This is a genomic window from Agromyces sp. NPDC058484, assembly GCF_042720415.1.
GTDB lineage: Bacteria > Actinomycetota > Actinomycetes > Actinomycetales > Microbacteriaceae > Agromyces.
Genome location: NZ_JBHXMP010000005.1, coordinates 102,353 through 123,222 on the forward strand (window position 1 = coordinate 102,353; position 20,870 = coordinate 123,222).

Sequence of the window (20,870 nt, forward strand, 5' to 3'; positions counted from 1 at the left end):
ATGACAGGGCGAAAGACATACGATGCCACGGCGCGCAAGGACGGCCGATGGTGGCTCGTTCAGGTGCCCGAACTCGACACCGTTGGCCAAGCGCGCAGCGCAGCCGAGATCGAGGACGTTGCTCGAGAAGTCATCGGCCTCTGGCTCGACGTCGAGCCCAACGTCTTCGATGTCAACGTTTCGATCGAGATCCCGGGGGAAGCGCGTGCCGCGTGGGAGGAATCGAAGGCCCGCGACGCAGTCGCGCGCCAGGAGAATGCCGCCGCCGCGGCGCTCGCGCGTCGTGCCGTTCAAAGTCTGCGCGCAGACGGTCTCACGTTCAGAGACGCGGGCATAGTCCTCGGTCTATCGCCGCAGCGCGTCCAACAACTCGCGGCGTCGGCCGAGGCAGAATCAGAGCCCGTTCGCGTCGAGGAAGTTTTCGGGGCCGTGCCTTGGATCGCGTCAGCATTGCCGGCGATGGAGTTTCGCGCATACTTCTACTACATCCACGGTGGCCGCAACGACAACAACCGCTACGTATTTCCGAACGCGGAGAACGGGGGGTGGGAGGTAGTGAAGGCAAGTGGCCCTGAACGGACCTCCGCACATTTCGCAACCAAAGATGAGGCGATCACAAATGCGCGAGACATCGTAGAGAATTCCGCTCGCGCCGGGGTCTAGTCCAGTACTCATCGGCTACGCGGCCCGGCCGGACTTGGACTCGCGTCACTCTCCTTGCCTCGAGCTGCTGACCGGGTGCGCCGGCCGCGCGTTCTGAGAACAGGCTCGAGTGGCGAGGCGGGCAGGAAACAGGAGCGGACGGCCGCTTCGGGTCGCCCGCTCCTGTTCTCGCCACCGGTGGTGGTGCGGCGACTGCTCAGCCGATGCGGATCATCTTCTTGTTGACGAACTCGTCGGCGCCGAGGCGGCCCATCTCGCGGCCGGTGCCCGAGCGCTTGACGCCGCCGAAGGGCAGCTCGGCGCCGTCGGCGAGCACGACGTTCACGAACACCATGCCCGCCTCGATGCCATCGGCGACGCGCAGCGCCTGGTCGGGGTCGGTCGTGTACACGTACGAGCCGAGCCCGAACGGGATGTCGTTCGCGATGCGCACGGCGTCGGCCTCGTCGGTCGCGCGGTACACCTGGGCGACCGGGCCGAAGAACTCCTCCTTCGACGCGGGGTTGTCGGCCGTGACATCCGTCAGCACCGTGGTCTGGAAGAAGGCGCCGTCGCGGCTGCCGCCGTGCACCAGCGTCGCACCGTGGGCGACCGCCCGCTCGACCTGCGAGGCGAGGCCTTCGGCGGCCTTCAGCGACGACAGCGGGCCGAGTGCGGACTCGGGCGACGTGGGGTCGGTCGCCTCCACCTCGGCGAGCTTGGCCGTGAACTTCTCGAGGAACGGCTCGTACAGTTCGTCGGCGACAATGAAGCGCTTCGCCGCGTTGCAGGACTGTCCGCTGTTGTCGAGCCGTGCGTCGACCGCGGCCTGCGCGGTGGCGTCGAGGTCGTCGGTCGAGAGCAGGATGAATGGGTCGGAGCCGCCGAGCTCGAGCACGACCTTCTTCAGGTGGCGACCGGCGACTTCGGCGACCGCGGCGCCGGCGCGCTCGGAACCGGTGAGCGACACGCCCTGCACGCGCGGGTCGGCGATGACCTGCTCGATCTGGTCGTGCGTCGCGTAGATGTTCACGTACGCGCCCTCGGGGAAGCCGGCGTCGTGGAAGATCTGCGCGATCGCGGCGGCGGATTCGGGGCACTGCTCCGCGTGCTTCAGGAGGATCGTGTTGCCGATGATGAGGTTGGGGCCGGCGAACCGGGCGACCTGGTAGTAGGGGAAGTTCCACGGCATGACCCCGAGCAGCACGCCGAGGGAGCTGCGGCGGATGAGGGCCGACCCCTCTCCGGCGAGGAGCTTCACCGGCTCGTCCTTCAGGAAGTCGGCGGCGTGGTCGGCGTAGAAGCCGTAGATGTCGCCGGCGAAGTCGGCCTCGCCGAGGGCCTGCTCGATCGGCTTTCCCATCTCGCGGACGATGATCTCGGCGAGCTCCTGACGACGCTCGACGTGCAGTTCGCCGACGCGACGGATGAGCGCGGCGCGCTCCTCGACGGTCGTCGACCTCGACCACGCCCGGTGCGCCTCGTCGGCGGCGGCGATCGCCGCGACGAGCTCGGCGTCGGTGATCGTCGGGAAGGTCTTCAGCGTCTCTCCGGTTGCCGGATTGACCACGGCGTAGCTCATGGGACTCCTCTGTCGATGATGCGGAGGCACTCGCCAGCCGGACGGCGACGACGGTGCACACCTGCGACCAGCCTATGCCGCGATCGGATGCACCGGAATCGACGTGATGGCGGATTCGCCGCGCTCGTTGGACGAGACGTACAGCAGGCGTCTCGCCCGTGCTGGGTATCGTGGCGTGTGGTCGAGCCGAGGAGGGCGAATGGGTCACGGCGTGCTGAGCGGCATCCGCGTCGCCGACTTCTCCCGCGTGCTCGCCGGCCCGTACGCGACGATGATGCTCGCCGACTTCGGCGCCGACGTCGTGAAGATCGAGCCGCCGTCGGGCGACGAGACACGGCACTGGCATCCGCCGGTCGACGCGAGCGGGCAGTCGACCTATTTCGGCGGCGTGAACCGCAACAAGCGGTCGGTCGTGATCGACCTCACGGATGCCGCGGGGCGCGCCGAGGCGCATCGGCTCGCGGCATCCGCCGACGTGGTCGTGGAGAACTTCCGCCCGGGCGTGCTCGACCGCTTCGGCCTCTCGTTCGAGGCGGTGCGCACTGGGAACCCCGGCGTCGTGTACTGCTCGATCACCGGATTCGGCACGGGCGCGGGCGCGCGACTCGCCGGGTACGACCTGCTCGTGCAGGCCGTCGGCGGGCTCATGGGCATCACCGGGGCGCCCGACGGCGAGCCCGCGAAGGCGGGCGTCGCGCTCGTCGACGTGCTCACGGCGCAGAACGCGGTCGCCGGCATCCTGCTCGCCCTGCGCGAGCGCGATCGCACCGGGCTCGGGCAGCGCGTCGAGGTGAACCTGCTGCAGAGCCTGCTCTCCGCGCTCACCAACCAGGCCGCGTCGACCCTCGCCACCGGTGTCTCGCCGCGGCGGCTCGGCAACCGGCACCCGAGCATCGCGCCCTACGCGGTGTTCCCCGCCGCGGACCGCGACCTCGTGATCGCCGTCGGCAACGACAAGCAGTTCGGCGCCCTGGCCGGTGTCATCGGCATGCCCGAGCTGGCCGACGACGTGCGCTTCGCGACGAACGCAGCGCGCGTCGCCCACCGCGACCTGCTCGACGCCGAGCTCGAGGCGGGGCTCGCGACGGCGCCGGCCGCCGACTGGGTCGCGCGGTTCACCGCTGGCGGCGTGCCGGCCGGGATCGTGAACGACGTCGGCGAGGCGATCGCGTTCGCCGAGACGCTCGGGCTGGATCCGGTGGTCGAGATCGAGCGGGCGGATGCCGCGACCGCGACCTCGACCGCGTCCGCGCACCGCTCGATCGCCAACCCGATCGGGCTCGCGGCATCCGCCCCCGAGTACCGCACCCCGCCGCCCGCGCTCGGCGAGCACGGCGGCGCCGACTGGCTTCCCCGATCCTCCTGAACCGCACCTCCTGAAACGAAGGACTCCCGATGACTCCCACCGCCCCGCGCATCGACGCCGTGTTCGACCTCGACCCCCTCCTCACCGAGGAGGAGCGCGGGTGGCAGCTGCGGGCGCGCCGCTTCGCTCAGGAGCGCATCCTCCCGGTCATCGAGGACGACTTCGAGGCGAAGCACTTCCGGCGCGAGTTCGTGCGCGAGCTCGGCGAGCTCGAGCTGCTCGGCATGCACCTGCAGGGCTATGGATGCGCCGGCGCGGGCGCCGTTTCGTACGGCCTCGTGTGCCTCGAGCTCGAGGCCGCCGACAGCGGGTGGCGCACGTTCGTGTCGGTGCAGGGGTCGCTCGCGATGAGCGCCATCCACAGGTACGGCTCGGAGGAGCAGAAGCTCGAGTGGCTTCCGGGCATGGCGAGGGGCGAGGTCATCGGATGCTTCGCGCTCACCGAACCGCACGGCGGCTCCGATCCCGCCGCGATGACCACGACCGCGCGCCGCGACGGCGACGAATGGGTCATCGACGGCGCGAAACGCTGGATCGGACTGGCGTCGCTCGCCGACGTCGCGGTCGTGTGGGCCCGCGTCGACGACCCGACCGGCCCATCGCTCCCCAGCGGCTCGGCCGTCACGTCGCTTCGCGACGCCCCGGAACCGGCCGCCGTGGGCCCAGGCTCAGGGGCCGACGGGCAGGGCGCCGGCGCCGTGCGCGGATTCCTCGTGCCGACCTCGACGCCGGGGTTCACGGCGACCCCGATCGGCGGCAAGCTCTCGATGCGGGCGTCGGTGCAGTGCGACATCGCGTTCGACGGCGTGCGGGTGCCGGTCGACGCGATCCTGCCGGGCGCGAAGGGGCTCTCGGGTCCGTTCGGCTGCCTGAACGAAGCGCGCTACGGCATCGTGTGGGGCGCGATGGGTGCCGCGCGCTCGTGCCTCGAGGCCGCCATCGCCCGGTCGACCTCGCGCGAGGTGTTCGGCAAGCCGATCGGGGCGAACCAGCTCGTCCAGGCGAAGCTCGCCGACATGTTCCTCGAGGTCGAGAAGGGCATCCTGCTCGCCCTGCACCTCGGGCGGCTGAAGGAACGCGGTGCCCTCACGCCCGCCCAGATCTCGGTCGGCAAGCTCAACAGCGTGCGCGAGGCGCTGCACATCGCCCACGAGGCGCGCGCGATCCTCGCGGGCGACGGCATCACGAGCGAGTTCCCCGTGATGCGCCACGCGGCGAACCTCGAGTCGGTGCGCACCTATGAGGGCACCGACGAGATCCACCAGCTCATCCTCGGCCGGGAGCTCACGGGGCTGAACGCGTTCTGACCGGCGGAATGACACGGGAGGTAACCGCGTTTCATTCGCAGGCCGCCCGCGTGATGGACTCGTCGCGTCGGGAGCGACCGAACGAAGCATCCGGCACCCAATGCCACCCCCACGAACGGAGCACCATCCATGTCACGCGCCCGCACCCTGCTCGGCCTCGCCGCCGCATCCGTCGCCGTCGTGGCGCTCGCCGCCTGCTCGAGCGGTGCGCCGGCCGGCTCCGGCGAGACCACGGATGCCGCGGCGGGCGACAGCGAGTTCGGGCTCGTCAGCGCGGGCACCCTCACCGTCGCGACCGAGGGCACCTACCGCCCGTTCAGCTACCACGACGACGGCTCGGGCGACCTCGTGGGCTACGACGTGGAGGTCGCCGACGCGGTCGCCGCCAAGCTCGGTCTCGAGATCGAGTTCCAGGAGACGCAGTGGGACGCGATCTTCGCGGGCCTCGATGCGGGCCGGTTCGACGTCATCGGCAACCAGGTGTCGATCAACCCCGAGCGAGAGGAGCAGTACCTCTTCAGCGAGCCCTACACCGTCTCACCAGGCGTCATCGTGGTGAAGGAGGGCGACTCGTCGATCACGAGCTTCGACGACCTCGCCGGCAAGACCACCGCGCAGTCGCTCACCAGCAACTGGTACGCGCTCGCGCAGGAGTCGGGCGCGAAGGTCGAGGCCGTCGAGGGCTGGGCGCAGGCCGTCGCGCTTCTCGAGCAGGGCCGCGTCGACGCGACCATCAACGACGAGCTGACGTACCTCGACTACGTGAACACCAACGGCCAGTCGGGTCTCGAGGTCGCCGCCGAGACCGAGGACTCCTCGCTCAGCGCGTTCGCCTTCACCAAGGACAAGCAGGCCCTGGTCGACGCGATCGATGAGGCGCTCGCGGAGCTCCGCGAGGAGGGCGTGCTCGCCGAGCTCGGCGAGAAGTACTTCGGGGCCGACGTCTCCGAGTAACGTCGCACCGAGAACCCGGAAGGGGGTGCGGTCGTGAGCTCGGGCTGGCAACTGTTCCTCGAATCGTTCTGGCCGATCGTCTGGGGCGGGGTGAGCGGCACCATCCCGCTCGCCCTCGCCTCGTTCGTGATCGGCCTCGTGCTCGCCCTCGGCGTGGCGCTCGCCCGGCTGTCGAAGAACCGCGTGCTCTCGGGCGCGGCCCGGTTCTACGTCTCGGTGATCCGCGGCACGCCCCTGCTCGTGCAGCTGTTCGTGATCTTCTACGGGCTGCCCGCCATCGGTCTCCTGATCGACCCGTGGCCGAGTGCGATCATCGCGTTCTCGCTCAACGTCGGCGGGTACGCGGCCGAAGTGATCCGCGCGGCCATCCTCTCGGTGCCGAAGGGCCAGTGGGAGGCCGGCTACACGATCGGCATGTCGTCGTCGACGACGCTGCGCCGCATCATCCTGCCGCAGGCCGCGCGGGTCTCGGTGCCACCGCTGTCGAACACCTTCATCTCGCTCGTGAAGGACACCTCGCTCGCCTCGCTGATCCTGGTGACCGAGCTGTTCCGTGTCGCCCAGCAGATCGCGGCGTTCAGCCAGGAGTTCATGCTGCTCTACCTCGAGGCCGCGCTCGTCTACTGGCTCTTCTGCCTCGCGCTCTCGAGTGGGCAGAGTGTCATCGAGAGGAGGCTCGACCGCTATGTCGCACACTGACCCCGACGACGCGGCGAAGCGAGACGACGCGGCGAAGCGAGCGGATGCCGCGAAGCGAGCGGATGCCGCGAAGCGAGCGGATGCCGCGAAGCGAGCGGATGCCGCCGCCGGCGACCCGCTCGCCCCGGCCTGGGCCGCCGACGACTCCGTGCTGCTCAGCGCTCGCGGCATCCGCAAGTCGTTCGGCGACAACGAGGTGCTGCGCTCCATCGACCTCGAGGTGCGACGCGGCGAGGTGGTCGTGCTGATCGGACCGAGCGGGTCGGGCAAGACCACGGTGCTGCGCTCGCTGAACGGCCTCGAGACCCCCGACGGCGGCATCCTCTCGTTCGCGGGCGGGCCGGAGCTCGACTTCACGAAGCCCGTCACGAAGACCGCGCGCGTCGCGATGCGCAACCGCTCGGCGATGGTGTTCCAGCAGCACAACCTCTTCCCGCACATGACCGTGCTCGAGAACGTGATCGAGGGGCCTGTGCGCGTGCAGCGCGTGCCGAAGGGGGAGGCGATCGCCGCGGCATCCGCCCTGCTCGACCGGGTCGGCCTGGCCGAGAAGCGCGACGCCTACCCGTTCCAGCTCTCGGGCGGGCAGCAGCAGCGCGTGGGCATCGTGCGGGCGCTCGCCCTGAAGCCCGACCTGCTGCTCTTCGACGAGCCCACGAGCGCGCTCGACCCCGAACTCGTGGGCGAGGTGCTGCAGGTGATCAAGGAACTCGCCGACGAGGGCTGGACGATGGTCGTCGTCACCCACGAGCTGAGCTTCGCGCGCCAGGCCGCCGACGAGGTGCTCTTCCTCGACGGCGGTGTGGTCGTCGAGCGGGGTGCGCCGGGGCAGATCTTCACGAAGCCGGTCGAGGAGCGCACGCGGCGCTTCCTCGACCGCATCCTGCGGCCGCTCGACTGAGTCGCTCGTCGGGCCCGGGGGGCCATCGCCGGCGTTCGTCGCAGAGAAGGCGGAATTCGCGGCCGACCGGCGCGCCCGTTGTCCGGCAGCTGACCGCGCGCGGGCGTAGCGTTGGGTCATGCCTGCTCGCACCCCCGGGGACGCCCTCGGGGTTCGGCAGGTCAGGCGGTCGCTCGGGGTGTTCCGGTTGCTGCTCGCGGTGGTCGAGATCGTCGCGATCGTCGGCAACTACCAGTACGTGCTCGGGTTCCGGTTCTTCGCCACCACGAACTTCTTCAGCTACTTCACCGTGCAGTCGGCGATGGCCGCGGTCGTGGTGCTCCTGGTGGCCGGCGCGTTCGCGCTCCTCGCACCGCGCGACCCCCCGTGGCTCGGCGTCGTGCGCACGGTCGTCACCGTCTACCTGCTCGTGTCGGGGGTGGTCTTCGCGCTGATCGTCACGCAGGCGTCGACGCGCGACTATCGCGTCGACGTGCCCTGGTCGGACACGCTGCTCCACTTCGTGGTGCCCGCGCTCGCCGTGATCGCGTGGACCGCCGACGGCGTCACGGGCGTCAATCCGCGCGTGCCGTGGTCGACCGTCGGATGGGCGCTCGTCTACCCGGCCGTCTGGCTCGCCTACACGCTCGTGCGCGGCGCCGACGTCGGCTGGTACCCGTACTTCTTCCTCGACGAGGCCCAGGTCGACGGGCCGATCGGCGTGGCGCTCTACTGCGGGCTGGTGCTGCTGATCTTCGTCATCCTGACCGCGGGCCTCGTCGGGGTCAACCGCCGGCTCTGGCGAAGGGCTCGAGCGCAGGAAGCACCGCCATCCGGAACTCCCGTTCGTTCAGCTCCTCGAGTCGTCGAGCCTGCTCGGCAGCGATGATCCCGACGAGCACCGGCTCGCCGGTGCCCCTCGCGACGCCGGCGTCGATCCACATCACCACCGTCGGCACCTCGCCGACGACGCTGAGGAGCACCGGTGCGTCGGATGTCGCGGCATCCGTCGCGGCATCCGCTCTCCAGAACGGCTCCTCGAACGCGATCCACACCGTGTCGACGACGCCCATGCCGAGGCCCGAGATCGCGCGCTGGTGCAGCAGCGGCAGCGCGGGGTCGAAGGCGATCGTGTCGGTCTGCAGCACGCCGAGGGGCACGGTGACGACCACCCGGTCGACCGTGAGCGACTCGCCGGTGCCGAGGCGGAGGCTCACCTGCTCGTCGTCGTAGGCGACGCGCACGACCACGCTCGAGACGACGACATCGACCGTCTCGGCGATCGCGTCGACCCAGTCGGCGAGCTCGCCGGTGACGATGGCACCGGTCGGTCCCGCAGCTTGTCGAAGGGCGAATCGCCCGGGCTCGAACTGCTGCGCCGAGACGCGGGTGGCCGGCGCGCCGGTGTCCGGCTCGACCCCGCTCGCGAGCGCATGGCGGAGCCAGTCGGCGGGACTCAGTCCGTCGGGGCCGGCCTCGGACGAGAGGGGGGCGATGCCCGAGCCCGCGAGCGCGGCCGCGAGCGAGACGTCGGCGGGCTGTTCGAGGGCCCACGCCTGCGCCTCGGCGATCGCCTGCCGGCCGACCGGCGACGGCTCGACCGCTTCGCCCTCGACCGAGCGCACGAGCGTGGTCGGGTCGACGGGTCGCAGGTCGACGGATGCCTCGGCGAGCTCGTCCTCGAGGGCCGGCGCATCGTGCACGAACATGGCGCCGAGCTCCACCGTGCCGCCGAACTCGTCGTCGTCGACGGAGTGGATGCGCCCGCCGATGCGGTCTCGCGCCTCGATCACCACGACCTCGAATCCGTCCTCGACGAGCGCGCGGGCGGCGGTGAGCCCGGCGACGCCCGCGCCGATGACCGCGACGCGCTCGCCCGACTCGCCGAGGCGCATCACGTGGGACGCGGCCACGAGCCCCGACCGCCATGCCCCCTGCAGCGAGCCCGGGGCATCCGTCGAGCAGGCCTCGCCGGCGAACACCAGGCGCTCGCCGACCGGCTCGGCGAGGGCCTCGCGGAGTTCGGGCGTGGACCCCACCGCATCGAAGCTGAACGCACCGCGAGCGAACGGGTCGGTCGCCCACTTCGAACGCCGCATCGCAGTCGGCTCGGGGACCCCCGGCGTCGGCGTGGAGGTGGCGGTGGGCGACGGCGTCGGAGTGCGCGTAGGGCTCGGCTGGGGCCAGATGCAGCTCGAGAGCGAGACGGCGGCGATCCCCGAGAGCGACGCGGCGAGGAAGGTTCGCCGGGCCATGCCGCCGGACGCCGCCCGAGAGTCCATGTGACTCAGGCTAGCCTGCCCCGTTGGTCGAGGAGCTCGCGAAGCGAGCGTATCGAGGCCCCGGCCGGTCGCGACGGGGGGCCGCCGGTCGGAACGCAGGATGAGAGCGTCCTGACCGCTCCATGCGGGGTGAGCCGTCTCTCATCCTTCGTTGCGCCGACTCGTCAGCGGGCGGCCGGCACGCCCGCCGACTCGTCAGCCGGCGGCCGGCACGCCCGCCGACTCGTCAGCCGGCCGCCCGCACACCCGCCGCACGGAACGCCGCCGCGAACCTCGGGATGCCCGCATCGATCGTCTCCATCGTGGCGGTCAGCGAGATGCGGAAGAACCCGGGCGTCTCGAACATCCGCCCGGGGAGCACGAGCACGCCCTCGCGGTCCAGCGCCCGCGTGAACTCGGCGTCGTCGGCGAGCGGCGATTCGGGGAACAGGTAGAACGTGCCCTCGGGCACGGACACTCGATAGCCGATCTCCCGCAGCGCATCCACCATGACATCCCGCTTGCGCTGGAAGAGCGGGATGTCGAACGCGAGTGCCTCGAGTCGCGGCAACGCGTACTGCATCGACACGTTGGGGAAGAGCCATCCGCCCGAGATCTGCATGGTCTCGATCGCGTCCCGGAACGCCTCGCGGCCCGGCATGGTCGGCGGCACGGCGAGGTACCCGATGCGCTCGCCCGGTGACAGCAGCGTCTTGCCGTAGCTGTACGCGAGGAAGCTCCACGGGTAGAACTCGACCGGACTGCGGAACCGCGCGCCGTCGTAGACGATGCGGTTGTACGCCTCGTCGGAGATGAGGAAGATGCGGCGTCCGCTGCGCTCCGACGCCTCGTCGAGGATCGCCGCGAGGCGCTCGAGCGTCGCCGGCGGGTAGATGCGGCCGGTCGGGTTGTTCGGGCTGTTCACGATCACGATGCGCGTGCGCGGCGTGATGGCCGCGGCAATGGCGTCGAGATCGAGATCGAGGGTCTCCCGGTCGATCGACACCTTCACGGGCACCATGCCCGCCTCCAGCACGAGCGGCTCGTAGAGGAACCACGGCGGGAGGCTGTAGACCACCTCGTCGCCCGGATCGCCGACGATCTTCAGCGCGGTCGAGATGGCGGTGAACCCGCCCGTCGTGAGATGCACGTCGTCGGTCTCGAACGGGATGCCGAGGTGACGGCGCAGGGAATCGGTCGCGGCCTCGATCGCGTTCTGGTCGCCGACGTTGTAGGCGAACCACAGCTCGTGCTGCGGAATGAGCGATTCCCGCAGGATCTCGACGTAGGCCTCGGACGGCGGATCGTGCGGGTCGCCGAACGTGAAGTCCAGGACGCCCGGCTCATGCCGTCGCCGCTGGTAGCCGGAGAGCCGGTAGAAGTCGTAGAGCAGCTGGAACGGTGTCGCGCCGGCGACGGTCGCGACCCGATCGGAAGTGAGTCGGGCATCCATGAGCGCTTTCCCCCCGAGGATCTCGGAGACTCCGTAGACATGAGGAGTTCTCGGATTCGGCTCATGGTACTCCGCGACGAGGCCCGGGCATCGGGGCTGTCCCCGAGGCCGGGCCTCATCGCGTCAGGTTGCCGCGTCAGGCGGCGACGACGTATCCGTCGGCGACCGTCAGCGCCTCGTCGATGATGTCGAGCCCGCGCACGAGCTCATCCTCGGTGATCACGAGCGGCGGGGCCACGTGCATCCGGTTGAAGTGCACGAACGGCCAGAGACCGGCCTGCTTGCACGCGGCCGCCACGGCCGCCATCGGCGCGGCATCCGGACCCGAGGCGTTGAACGGCACGAGCGGCTCGCGCGTCGCGGCATCCTTCACCAGTTCGATCGCCCAGAACAGGCCGAGTCCGCGTACCTCTCCGACCGACGGATGCCGCTGCGCCATCGCTCGCAGGCGCGGCTCGACGACCCGCGTGCCGAGGTCGCGCACACGCTCGAGGATGCCGTCGCGCTCGAACACCTCGAACGTCGCGACGCCGGCGGCGCAGGCGAGCGGATGCCCCGAATACGTGAGTCCGCCCGCGAACGCGACCGTGTCGAAGTGCGACGCGATCCGCTGCGATATCACGATGCCGCCCAGCGGCACGTAGCCCGAGTTCACGCCCTTCGCGAACGTGATGAGGTCGGGCACGACGCCGAACCGGTTCACGGCGAACCACTCGCCGACGCGGCCGAAGCCGACCATCACCTCGTCGGCGATGTAGACGATGCCGTACGTGTCGCAGAGCTCGCGCACGCCGGCGAGGTAGCCGGGCGGCGGCACGAGCACGCCGTTCGTGCCGACGACCGTCTCGATGATGATCGCCGCGATCGTGCCGGCACCCTCGAGCGTGATGACCTGTTCGAGGTGCGCGAGCGCACGCTCGGTCTCCTGCTCGGGGCTGTCGGCGTGGAACGAGGAGCGGTACGGGTACGGCCCGAGGAAGTGCGCGACGCTGCCGTCGCTCGGCTCGTTCGCCCAGCGGCGCGGGTCGCCGGTGAGCGAGATCGCCGTCGCGGTGCCGCCGTGGTAGCTGCGGTACATCGAGAGCACCTTGCGACGCCCGGTCACGGCGCGGGCCATGCGCACCGCGTACTCGTTGGCGTCGGCCCCGCCGTTCGTGAAGAACACCTTGTCGAGGTCGCCGGGCGCCACCTCGGCGATGCGGCGGGCGAGCTCGCCGCGCACATCGCTGGCCATCGACGGCTGGATCGTCGCGAGCCGCCCCGCCTGCTGCTGGATCGCCGCGACCAGGTCGGGGTGCTGGTGCCCGAGGTTCAGGTTGACCAGCTGCGACGAGAAGTCGAGGTATCCGTTGCCCTGGTAGTCCCAGAACGTCGACCCCTCGCCCGCCGCGACGGGCAGCGGGTCGATCAGGGCCTGCGCGCTCCACGAGTGGAACACGTGTGCACGGTCGTCGGCGCGCACCTGCGCGTCGCCCGCGGCATCGGGCAGCGGATGCCGCGTGCCGTGCCGGTCGGCGTACGTCGCCGTCGCGGCATCCGCTGCAGTCTCGATCGGGGCGAGTGTGTCAGTCATTCTCAGTCCTTTCGAGGAAGGCGGCGGAAGGTCAGTGGTTCTGGGGGAAGCCGAGGTTGATGCCCCCGTGGGCGGTGTCGCCCCGCGTAGCAGGGTCGAGCCAGCGGCTGGTGATGGCCTTCTCGCGGGTGAAGAAGTCGAACCCGTGGGCGCCGTAGGCCTTGGCGTCGCCGAACAGCGAGTCCTTCCACCCGCCGAACGAGTGGTAGGCGACGGGCACCGGGATCGGCACGTTGATGCCGATCATGCCGACCTGCACCTCGTTCTGGAAGCGGCGGGCGGCGCCGCCGTCGTTCGTGAAGATCGCGGTGCCGTTGCCGAACTGTCCCGAGTTGATGAGGTCGAGCCCCTCGTCGTACGTGTTCACGCGAACGACCGACAGCACCGGCCCGAAGATCTCTTCGGTGTACGCGCGCGACGTGGTCGGCAGGCCGTCGATGAGGGTCGGGCCGAAGAAGAAGCCGTCCTCGTGTCCGTCGACGGTGCAACCGCGACCGTCGACGACGATGGTCGCCCCGTCGGCCTCGGCGATGTCGACGTAGCCTGCGACCTTGCTGCGGTGCACATCGGTGATCAGCGGGCCCAGGTCGGGCTCGACGCCGTCGACGCCGGCGCCGTTGCCGATCCGCAGCCTCGCGATGCGTTCGGTGATCTTGCCGATCAGCTCGTCGGCGACCGGCTCGACGGCCAGCACGACCGAGATCGCCATGCACCGCTCGCCGGCGGCGCCGTATCCCGCGTTCACCGCCTGGTCGGCGACGAGGTCGAGGTCGGCGTCGGGCAGCACGAGCATGTGGTTCTTCGCACCGCCGAGCGCCTGCACCCGCTTGCCGTGCTTCGACGCCGTCTCGTAGATGTACTGCGCGATCGGGGTCGACCCGACGAACGAGATCGACTGCACCACCGGCGAGGTCAGCAGCCCGTCGACGGCGAGCTTGTCGCCCTGCAGTACCGTGAACACGCCGTCGGGCAGGCCGGCTTCCTTCCACAGCTCCGCCAGCCACAGCGAGGCCGACGGGTCCTTCTCGCTCGGCTTGATGACGACCGCGTTGCCGGCCGCGATCGCGACCGGGAAGAACCACAGCGGCACCATCGCCGGAAAGTTGAACGGGCTGATGATGCCCACCACGCCGAGCGGCTGCTTCAGCGAGTACACGTCGACGCCGGTGGACGCGTTCTCGGTGAACGCCCCCTTCGTCAGGGTCGGGAACCCGGTGGCGAGGTCGACCACCTCGAGGCCCCGCGCGATCTCGCCCATCGCGTCGGACAGGACCTTGCCGTGCTCGGCCGTGATGATCGCCGCGAGTTCGCCCTTGCGGGCGTTCAGCAGTTCGCGGAACGCGAACAGCACGGTCTGCCGCTTCGCGACCGAGAAGCGGCTCCACACCTCGAACCCGGCCTGCGCCGACGCGATCGCCGCATCGATCTCGGCCTGATCGGCCAACGCGACCTCGGCCTGCACCACGCCCGTGGCGGGGTTGTACACCGGGGCGGTTCGACCCGAGGTGGATGCGCGCAGCGCGCCGTCGACCCAGTGCCCGATCACCGGCACTTCAGGGGTCGAGGTGGGGGAGGATGCGGTCTGGGTGATGCTCATGGCAGCTCCTTACTCATGACGGCACTGATGGCGGCTTTGATGGCGGCGGCATAGTGCGGCCGAATCGGACAGAATGGCCGACGCTCAGTTATGCTTCTGATTCCCAGTGTGACAGAGGATGTGAGGCGCACCAGATGCCAGATCGTCGGAAAGATCCAGCGAACCGAACGGATCGTCTGACGCCGTTCGCCGCAGAAGACGGCCTCCCCACCGTGCGGGAGATCCTCGCCATCGACGAGGTCGCGCAAGGCGTGCCCGAGGTGCTCTCGGGCGACCGCGCCCTCGACGCCCGGGTTCGCTGGGTGCACGTCTCCGACAGCGCCGGGGTCGCTCGTCTCCTGAACGGCGGCGAACTCCTGCTCTCGACCGGCTCGGGCTGGCCCACCGAACCCGCCGACCTGGAGGCGTTCATGGCGGGCCTCGTCGAGGCGGGCCTCGCCGGCCTGGTGCTCGAACTCGGCGTGCACTATCGGTACGTGCCTGCCGTCGTCGAGGCCGCGGCGACGTCGCGAGGACTGGCGCTCGTCGCCCTCCACCGCGAGGTGAAATTCGTCACGCTCACCGAGGCGGTGCACAGCCGCATCATCTCCGAGCAGACGACTGCCCTGCGTGCGCGCGACGAAGTGCGCGAGCGGTTCACCGCGCTGAGCCTGCGCGGGTCGCCCGCTGACTTCATCGTGCACCAACTGGCACAGACACTCGGCACGGCGGTCGTGCTCGAGAACCTCGCCCACGAGGTGGTCGCCTCCGAGGTGCCCCCGGCCGCCGAGGCGGAGCTCTTCACGAGTTGGGCGGCGCGCTCCCGGCTTGCGCACCGGCACGACGTCGATCGGCGGCAGCGGGCGCTCGCGGCCGGTCACGACGAGTGGGCGATCGTTCCCGTCGAGGCCAGAGGCATCCGGTGGGGTCACCTCATCGCGTTGCCGGGTCCTGCGCATCCGGCCGGCCGCATGAGCGTGCTCGAGCAGGGCGCGATCGCCCTCGCCCTCGGCCGGCTGGCCGACGGTGAGGCCGACGAATGGGCGCGGATCGGCCGGCAGCGACTCGTCGACGGCCTGATCGGCGGCCGGTTCGCCGGACTCGCGGGCGCCTCGGCACGGCTCGAGGCGTCGGGCCTCCCGGTCGAGGGTGCCCGCCTCTACGGTCTCGTCGTCTCGGGTGCGCCGGTCGCGGCCGGGGCGGCGGATGTCGCGGCGCGGTCGCTCGGCGGGCGCGCGATCGACGCGGCGGCACCCGACTCCGTGGCGCACGCCGAGGCCCGCATCGTGCTGCTGTCGTTGCCGGGCGACGTCACGGATGCCGCGGCGGGCACGTTCGCGTCGGCACTCACCGAGGGGGCATCGGGCGACCGCCTCGTGCTGGGCGTCGGCGGCGGGGCCGAGGGCCTCGACGAACTGCTCCGCTCGGTGCAGGAGGCGATCGATCTCGCCCGGGCGCCCAGGCCGCGGGAGGCGCGCGGACCGGTGATCCGGCGGGTCGAAGACCGGCCGCTCATGCGCCTCGTGACGTCGCTGCGCGACGATCATCGGCTGCTGCGGCACAGCGAGCGCATGCTGGCGCCGCTCATCGAGTACGATCTCGCGCGCGGCGGCGACCTGCTGCACGTGCTGGGGGCGATGCTCGCGCATCCGGGCAACCGCACGGCCGCGGCATCCGCGTCGCACCTGTCTCGGTCGGTGTTCTATCAGCGCCTCGCACTCATCGGCAACCTGCTCGGCGTCGACCTCGACGATGGCGAGACGCTCACGGCGCTGCATCTGGCGCTGCTCGTGCGGCGCAGCGCCGTGCGGTGAGACCGCCTCACTGTCGCCACGCCTGCCACGCCACCACGCCGGCCACCCCTTGCCACGCCTGCCACGCCGCCGTGTTTGCATGACTTCGACCGGTTTGCATGACGTGGCCGCGCTCACTTGTCATGCAAACCACGCGAAGTCATGCAAACCAGGCCGAAGTCGGCAACCACCTGCCTACAGGGTGCGAGGGGTGCGAGGGTGCGAGGGGTGCGAGGGCACGGAGGATGCAGCAGAGTGCACTTGCTATTGACAAGTGCACTTGCAAAGAGCAAGCTAGTGATCACAACCGGAACACACGACCGACGATGATCCACCCGGAGGAAACCATGACCGCAACCAGCATCTTCGTGAACCTGCCCACGACCGACCTCGAGCGCTCGAAGGCGTTTTACGAGGCCCTCGGGTGCAGCATCAACCCGGCCTTCACCGATGAGAACGCGGCCTGCGTCGTGTTCGGCGACAACCTGTACTTCATGGTGCTCACCCGCGATTACCTCGGCACGTTCACCGACAAGCAGATCATCGACCCGAAGACCCACGCGCAGACGAGCATCGCGTTCACCCGCGATTCCCGCGACGACGTCGACGAGGTGGTCGCCAAGGGCCTCGCCGCGGGCGGCACCGAGCCCCGCGAGGCGCAGGACTACGGCTTCATGTACTCGCGCGACCTCGAAGATCCCGACGGCAACATCCTCGGGTTCCTCTACATGGAGCCGGCCGCCGCCGAGCAGGGCCCCGAGGCATGGGCCGACGCACAGGGCGCGGCCTCGGCCTGAGACGCGCACCATGGCCACACGCGCCGCACGCGGCTTCGGCCAGTACAGCGGCGTCGCACGCGCCGTCGAGCGGGTTGGCGAACGATGGGCACTGCTCATCGTTCGCGACCTGCTCGGCGGTGCGCGCCGGTACAGCGACCTCAAGGCGTCGCTGCCGCGTATCCCCACGAACATCCTGAGCGACCGGCTGAAGGAGTTGCAGGAGGCCGGCGTCATCCGGCGCGTGCCCACCGTGCGCGGCGGCTACGAGCTCACCGAGCTCGGCCATGGGCTCGAGCCCGTCGTCGCCGCGCTCGAACGGTGGGGCTGGGCCGTGCTCGGCGAGCCGGGCGAGGCCGAGACGGTGAGCAGCGATTCGCTCGCCTTCGCGCTGCGCGCCGCCTTCCGGCCGGATGTCGCGGCCACGCTGCCGCCGACCGAGTACGTGCTGCATGTGGCGGAGGTCTCGCTCTCGGCCATCGTCGTCGGCGCGACGCTCGACGTCGCCCCGGTGGGGCAGGGAGCACTGCCGCAGCCGCGCCGGCGTTCGGCGCTCGAGCCGGTGCCGCAGACGGTGCTCGAGCTCACGGTGGCACCCGCGGCGCTGCGCGACCTGCTCTCGGGCACGGATGCCGCGCGCCCACGTCTCGACGCCGACCCCGAACTCGTCGACCGCTTCACTCGCACGTTCCGCATCGAGCCTGCCGCGCCCACTCCCGGCGCCCTGGAGGTCGGCGTCGCCTGATGGCCCAGGGTGACGCCGGTCAGCCGGCGAACGCCGCCCGCACCTCGTCGTGCGGCAGCGCGAAGCTCGCGTGCCCGTCGCGGCCGTCGAGGTCCCGCGCCGCGACGAGGGCATTCGCGACGGCCTCTTCGACCGCCTCGACGGTGGCCGTGTACAGCGGGTCGATGCGCCCCCACGGCAGGAAGTCGAGCCGTTCGAGCGGCGCGGGGCCTGCGGCATCCGTACGCCCGAGCTGCGAGGTGAGCGCGCCGGGATTCGCGGTGGAGAAGGCCAGGAAGATGTCGCCCGAGAAGTGGCTGCCCGCGGTGCCGGTACGGGCGAGCCCGAGCGGCACGCGGCGGGCGAGCGCCTCGCACTGGCCCGGCAGCAGCGGGGCATCCGTCGCGACGATCACGATCACGCTGCCGGCGCCGCGAGCGACCCTGGCGCGCTCGCCGTCGCGTGCGAACCAGTCGGTGTCCTCGATCGGATTCGGCGCCGCCGACGAGCGGCCGAGCGGCCTGCCCGCGAGCCGCAACTCGGCGCGATCGCCGAAGTTCGCCTGCAGCAGCACGCCGACCGTGTACCGCGTGGCATCCGGGTCCGCGCCGTCTGCGACGATGCGCGATGCCGTGCCGGTGCCGCCCTTGAAGCCATAACAGTTCATGCCGGTGCCGCCGCCGACGTTGCCCTCGGCGATCGGGCCGCCGGCCGCGGCGTCGAGCGCCTGGCCGGCGTGTTCAGGGCGGACGTGCCCGGCGTTGATCTCGTTGAGGTAGCCGTCCCAGGTCTCGCCGACGACGGGCAGCAGCCACTGCGCCGCCAGGTCGGGGCGCGTGCGCTGCAGCCACTCGTCGACGCCCTGGTGCACCGCGCCGACGGCGTGCGAGTTGGTGATCGTGATCGGCAGGGCGAGGGCGCCCGATTCGTCGATCCAGGTGCGGCCGGTGAGCTCGCCGTTGCCGTTCAGCGAGAAGGTGCCCGCCGCGCACGGCACGCCGACGCCGGCCCGGCCGCGGGGGAGGATCGCGGTCACCCCCGTGCGGGCGACGCCGGCGGATGCCTCGCCGGTCGCCGCGCCACCGGCGGACGCCTCGCCGGCCGCCGCGTCCGAGGCATCCGATGCCCCACCGCTGATCAATGTGACGTACCCGACCTCGACGCCGGGCACATCGGTGATCGCGTCGTGCGGTCCGGGCGTGCCGTCGAACGGGACTCCGAGGTCGCGCGCGCGGAGACGGTCGGTCATGGCTCAGGGCGCCAGGTAGACCTTGCGCAGCGTCTGCCGCACCGTCCAGATCGTGCGCATTCCCGCGGTGAGGCGCACCACCGAGCCCGGCGCGAGGATGATCGGGTCTGCGACCGGGTGCTCGAACTCCACGGTCGCGGCGCCCGCGAGCACCACGAAGACCTCGTCGGCCTCGACGTCGCGCATCGCGCCGACCGACATCTCCCACACGCCGACCGTGCGGGAGCCGTCGTCGTCGAGCACGAGGTGCCCTGTGGTGGGCGCGCCGGCGACGATCTGGTCGGGTGCGACGGCTTCATGCTCGATGCGGGCGGATGCGGCATCCGTGATCACGCCCGGATGCAGACGGGAAAGGTCGCTCATGAGTCGAACCCCAGTCCGAGTGCGTCGAGGGTCTTCAGGAGCAGGTTGCGCCTGCCGCGGTTGTGGTCGGCCCGGTCGAGCGACCAGCGGGTCGCGTTGATGCCGAGCGCGGCGGCCGGCTCGGGCGGGAACGGCAGCGGGCGCTTTCGCACCATCTCGAGCGAGGTGCGTTCGTTGTCGCGGCGTTCGAGCAGGTCGAGCATGACCTCGGCGGCGAACCGGGTCGAGCCGACGCCCAGGCCGGTGAATCCCGCCGCGTAGGCGACGCGCTCATCGCGCGCGGTGCCGAAGAAGGCCGTGAACTGGGTGCACGTGTCGATCGCGCCCGCCCATCGGTGGCTGAATCGCAGGCCCTCGAGCTGTGGGAACGTCGTGAAGAAGTGACTGGCGAGCTTCTGCCAGCTCTCGGGGCGGTTCTCGTACTCCTCGCGGACCCGGCGACCGTAGTTGTAGATCGCGTCGTACCCGCCGAAGAGGATGCGATTGTCCTTCGACAGCCGGTAGTAGTGGAACTGGTTCGCCATGTCGCCGATGCCCTGGCGGTGCTTCCAGCCGATCGAGGCCAACTGCTCCGCCGACAGCGGTTCGGTCATGAGCACGTAGTCGTAGACCGGCACGGTCATCAGCCGGTTGCGCTTCAGGAGCGACGGGTACACGTTCGTCGCCAGCGCCGCGTGCTTCGCGTCGACCCGTCCGCCGTCGGTGACGACGCTGACGGCGCCCGTCGAGCCGGGGGTGTCGAGCCGCTTCGCGGGCGAGCCCTCGAAGATCTCGACGCCGCGCTCCTCTGCGACCCGGGCGAGCTCGGCCGCGAGCCGGGCGGGGTGCACCATGGCGTTCGTGCGCTTCTCCCAGACCGCGCCGAGGTACGTCGGCGAGCTGACGGATGCCTGGACCGCCGCCTGGTCGAGGTACACGACGTCGTCGCCGGCCGCGGCCGCTTCGGCGGCCCACTCGTGCAGCCAGTCGAGCTGGTGCTCCTCGATGGCGGGTGTCAACTGGCCGGTGCGCTCGAACTCGAAGTCCATGCCGAACTTCGGCTCGCTCGCCTCGATGGCGTCGAGGTTCTCGAGCCCGAGGCGGTGGAGCAGCGGCATCTCCTTCGGCCAGCGCGCCTCGCCGTTCTCGTGCCCGTGCGTGAGGCTCGCCTCGCAGAAGCCGCCGTTGCGACCCGATGCCGCCCAGCCGATGCGCTTCGCCTCGACGAGCACGACGCGTGCCCCGGGGTTGCGCTCCTTCGCGAGCAGGGCGGTCCAGAGGCCGCAGTATCCGCCGCCGACGACGACGAGGTCGGCGACCTTCGTGCCCGCAAGGCGTGGCCGGGTGGGTTTCAGGTCATCGGGCAGGTCGTCGCGCCAGAACACCGAGTGCCGCGTGTCGGCGAGCGAGTGGTCGATGACGGATGCCGGCGGCCGGCGTCGTTCGAAGACGGTGGTTCCCACGGGGATCACTCCGATGCGGTTGTGGTGCGTCCATCCTCCCGCGGGGGGTCGCCGTGGCGCCAGGGCGTCGTGTCCCGACATCCGCTCGCCGTCGGTCGGTTTGCATGACGACGCGGCCGGAGTGCCTGCCTCCGGCCGGTCGGATTGCATGACTTCGGGCGGTTTGCATGACGCGCGAGCGCGAACACGTCATGCAATCCCCCCGAAGTCATGCAAACCCAAGGTGCGAG

Annotated in this window: 18 protein-coding genes; 10 read left to right on the forward strand and 8 right to left on the reverse strand. The window is 70.7% G+C overall.

The genetic code is table 11. The annotated features are described in order from the left end of the window. Positions 1-663, forward strand: a complete 663-nt coding sequence (locus tag ACFWN7_RS06040; RefSeq protein ID WP_376937838.1) for a DUF2188 domain-containing protein — start codon at positions 1-3, stop codon at positions 661-663. Between the two features lie 196 nt (positions 664-859). Here ACFWN7_RS06040 and ACFWN7_RS06045 read toward each other — a convergent pair whose 3' ends face one another. Then, a complete protein-coding gene (locus ACFWN7_RS06045; RefSeq protein WP_376937839.1) occupies positions 860-2,224 on the reverse strand; it encodes an NAD-dependent succinate-semialdehyde dehydrogenase in 1,365 nt (454 codons plus the stop codon). Positions 2,225-2,423: 199 nt separating this feature from the next. Between ACFWN7_RS06045 and ACFWN7_RS06050 the strand changes: the two genes are divergently transcribed. From ACFWN7_RS06050 to ACFWN7_RS06075, 6 genes are all read left to right on the forward strand, one after another. After that, on the forward strand, positions 2,424-3,590 hold the full coding sequence (locus tag ACFWN7_RS06050) for a CaiB/BaiF CoA transferase family protein (protein ID WP_376937840.1): 1,167 nt from the start codon (positions 2,424-2,426) through the stop codon (positions 3,588-3,590). A 29-nt stretch (positions 3,591-3,619) separates the two neighbouring features. Then, the gene (locus ACFWN7_RS06055; protein ID WP_376937841.1) at positions 3,620-4,897 is read left to right on the forward strand and encodes an acyl-CoA dehydrogenase family protein; all 1,278 of its coding nucleotides are present in this window, start codon (positions 3,620-3,622) and stop codon (positions 4,895-4,897) included. A 129-nt stretch (positions 4,898-5,026) separates the two neighbouring features. Then, positions 5,027-5,851 (forward strand): amino acid ABC transporter substrate-binding protein, encoded by an 825-nt coding sequence (locus ACFWN7_RS06060; protein ID WP_376937842.1) that lies wholly within the window; start codon positions 5,027-5,029, stop codon positions 5,849-5,851. A 33-nt stretch (positions 5,852-5,884) separates the two neighbouring features. Further along, positions 5,885-6,550: an amino acid ABC transporter permease gene (locus ACFWN7_RS06065; protein ID WP_376937843.1), complete on the forward strand. Its 666-nt coding sequence runs from the start codon at positions 5,885-5,887 to the stop codon at positions 6,548-6,550. Then, on the forward strand, positions 6,537-7,451 hold the full coding sequence (locus ACFWN7_RS06070) for an amino acid ABC transporter ATP-binding protein (protein WP_376937844.1): 915 nt from the start codon (positions 6,537-6,539) through the stop codon (positions 7,449-7,451). The genes ACFWN7_RS06065 and ACFWN7_RS06070 overlap by 14 nt, the downstream gene beginning before the upstream one ends. Before the next feature lie 118 nt (positions 7,452-7,569). Further along, a complete protein-coding gene (locus ACFWN7_RS06075) occupies positions 7,570-8,319 on the forward strand; it encodes a Pr6Pr family membrane protein (RefSeq protein ID WP_376937845.1) in 750 nt (249 codons plus the stop codon). On the opposite strand, the gene ACFWN7_RS06080 is transcribed toward ACFWN7_RS06075, so the two are convergent. The 4 genes from ACFWN7_RS06080 to ACFWN7_RS06095 form a co-directional block, all read right to left on the reverse strand. After that, on the reverse strand, positions 8,216-9,712 hold the full coding sequence (locus ACFWN7_RS06080) for an FAD-dependent oxidoreductase (RefSeq protein ID WP_376937846.1): 1,497 nt from the start codon (positions 9,710-9,712) through the stop codon (positions 8,216-8,218). The genes ACFWN7_RS06075 and ACFWN7_RS06080 overlap by 104 nt on opposite strands. Positions 9,713-9,938: 226 nt before the next feature. Continuing rightward, positions 9,939-11,144 carry an aminotransferase class I/II-fold pyridoxal phosphate-dependent enzyme gene (locus tag ACFWN7_RS06085; protein WP_376937847.1) on the reverse strand — a complete coding sequence of 402 codons (1,206 nt, stop codon included), beginning with the start codon at positions 11,142-11,144 and terminating at the stop codon, positions 9,939-9,941. A gap of 136 nt (positions 11,145-11,280) precedes the next feature. Continuing rightward, on the reverse strand, positions 11,281-12,717 hold the full coding sequence (locus tag ACFWN7_RS06090) for an aspartate aminotransferase family protein (protein ID WP_376937848.1): 1,437 nt from the start codon (positions 12,715-12,717) through the stop codon (positions 11,281-11,283). Between the two features lie 31 nt (positions 12,718-12,748). After that, positions 12,749-14,314, reverse strand: a complete 1,566-nt coding sequence (locus ACFWN7_RS06095; RefSeq protein ID WP_376937849.1) for a CoA-acylating methylmalonate-semialdehyde dehydrogenase — start codon at positions 14,312-14,314, stop codon at positions 12,749-12,751. Positions 14,315-14,448: 134 nt separating this feature from the next. Between ACFWN7_RS06095 and ACFWN7_RS06100 the strand changes: the two genes are divergently transcribed. The 3 genes from ACFWN7_RS06100 (at position 14,449) to ACFWN7_RS06110 (ending at position 17,607) form a co-directional block, all read left to right on the forward strand. Next, positions 14,449-16,107 (forward strand): PucR family transcriptional regulator, encoded by a 1,659-nt coding sequence (locus tag ACFWN7_RS06100; RefSeq protein WP_376937850.1) that lies wholly within the window; start codon positions 14,449-14,451, stop codon positions 16,105-16,107. Between the two features lie 326 nt (positions 16,108-16,433). Then, positions 16,434-16,883 (forward strand): VOC family protein, encoded by a 450-nt coding sequence (locus ACFWN7_RS06105; protein WP_376937851.1) that lies wholly within the window; start codon positions 16,434-16,436, stop codon positions 16,881-16,883. Between the two features lie 10 nt (positions 16,884-16,893). After that, a complete protein-coding gene (locus tag ACFWN7_RS06110) occupies positions 16,894-17,607 on the forward strand; it encodes a winged helix-turn-helix transcriptional regulator (RefSeq protein ID WP_376937853.1) in 714 nt (237 codons plus the stop codon). Positions 17,608-17,626: 19 nt separating this feature from the next. Here the strand turns inward: ACFWN7_RS06110 and ACFWN7_RS06115 are convergent, their stop codons facing one another. Genes ACFWN7_RS06115 through ACFWN7_RS06125 form a run of 3 tightly spaced genes read right to left on the reverse strand, consistent with a single transcriptional unit; the run spans position 17,627 to position 20,640 of the window. Beyond that, positions 17,627-18,835: a P1 family peptidase gene (locus ACFWN7_RS06115; protein ID WP_376937855.1), complete on the reverse strand. Its 1,209-nt coding sequence runs from the start codon at positions 18,833-18,835 to the stop codon at positions 17,627-17,629. 3 nt (positions 18,836-18,838) lie between these two features. After that, positions 18,839-19,198 carry a cupin domain-containing protein gene (locus ACFWN7_RS06120; protein WP_376937857.1) on the reverse strand — a complete coding sequence of 120 codons (360 nt, stop codon included), beginning with the start codon at positions 19,196-19,198 and terminating at the stop codon, positions 18,839-18,841. Then, positions 19,195-20,640, reverse strand: coding sequence for an NAD(P)/FAD-dependent oxidoreductase (locus ACFWN7_RS06125; RefSeq protein WP_376937858.1), 1,446 nt, complete (start codon positions 20,638-20,640; stop codon positions 19,195-19,197). The genes ACFWN7_RS06120 and ACFWN7_RS06125 overlap by 4 nt, the downstream gene beginning before the upstream one ends. Between the last annotated feature and the right edge of the window lie 230 nt (positions 20,641-20,870).

Bases quoted from the DNA above. Each gene is read 5' to 3' on its own strand.
- ACFWN7_RS06040 (WP_376937838.1), top strand. From the start codon at position 1: ATGACAGGGCGAAAGACATACGATGCCACGGCGCGCAAGGACGGCCGA.
- ACFWN7_RS06045 (WP_376937839.1), bottom strand. From the start codon at position 2,224: ATGAGCTACGCCGTGGTCAATCCGGCAACCGGAGAGACGCTGAAGACC.
- ACFWN7_RS06050 (WP_376937840.1), top strand. From the start codon at position 2,424: ATGGGTCACGGCGTGCTGAGCGGCATCCGCGTCGCCGACTTCTCCCGC.
- ACFWN7_RS06055 (WP_376937841.1), top strand. From the start codon at position 3,620: ATGACTCCCACCGCCCCGCGCATCGACGCCGTGTTCGACCTCGACCCC.
- ACFWN7_RS06060 (WP_376937842.1), top strand. From the start codon at position 5,027: ATGTCACGCGCCCGCACCCTGCTCGGCCTCGCCGCCGCATCCGTCGCC.
- ACFWN7_RS06070 (WP_376937844.1), top strand. From the start codon at position 6,537: ATGTCGCACACTGACCCCGACGACGCGGCGAAGCGAGACGACGCGGCG.
- ACFWN7_RS06075 (WP_376937845.1), top strand. From the start codon at position 7,570: ATGCCTGCTCGCACCCCCGGGGACGCCCTCGGGGTTCGGCAGGTCAGG.
- ACFWN7_RS06080 (WP_376937846.1), bottom strand. From the start codon at position 9,712: ATGGACTCTCGGGCGGCGTCCGGCGGCATGGCCCGGCGAACCTTCCTC.
- ACFWN7_RS06085 (WP_376937847.1), bottom strand. From the start codon at position 11,144: ATGGATGCCCGACTCACTTCCGATCGGGTCGCGACCGTCGCCGGCGCG.
- ACFWN7_RS06090 (WP_376937848.1), bottom strand. From the start codon at position 12,717: ATGACTGACACACTCGCCCCGATCGAGACTGCAGCGGATGCCGCGACG.
- ACFWN7_RS06095 (WP_376937849.1), bottom strand. From the start codon at position 14,314: ATGAGCATCACCCAGACCGCATCCTCCCCCACCTCGACCCCTGAAGTG.
- ACFWN7_RS06100 (WP_376937850.1), top strand. From the start codon at position 14,449: ATGCCAGATCGTCGGAAAGATCCAGCGAACCGAACGGATCGTCTGACG.
- ACFWN7_RS06105 (WP_376937851.1), top strand. From the start codon at position 16,434: ATGACCGCAACCAGCATCTTCGTGAACCTGCCCACGACCGACCTCGAG.
- ACFWN7_RS06110 (WP_376937853.1), top strand. From the start codon at position 16,894: ATGGCCACACGCGCCGCACGCGGCTTCGGCCAGTACAGCGGCGTCGCA.
- ACFWN7_RS06115 (WP_376937855.1), bottom strand. From the start codon at position 18,835: ATGACCGACCGTCTCCGCGCGCGCGACCTCGGAGTCCCGTTCGACGGC.
- ACFWN7_RS06120 (WP_376937857.1), bottom strand. From the start codon at position 19,198: ATGAGCGACCTTTCCCGTCTGCATCCGGGCGTGATCACGGATGCCGCA.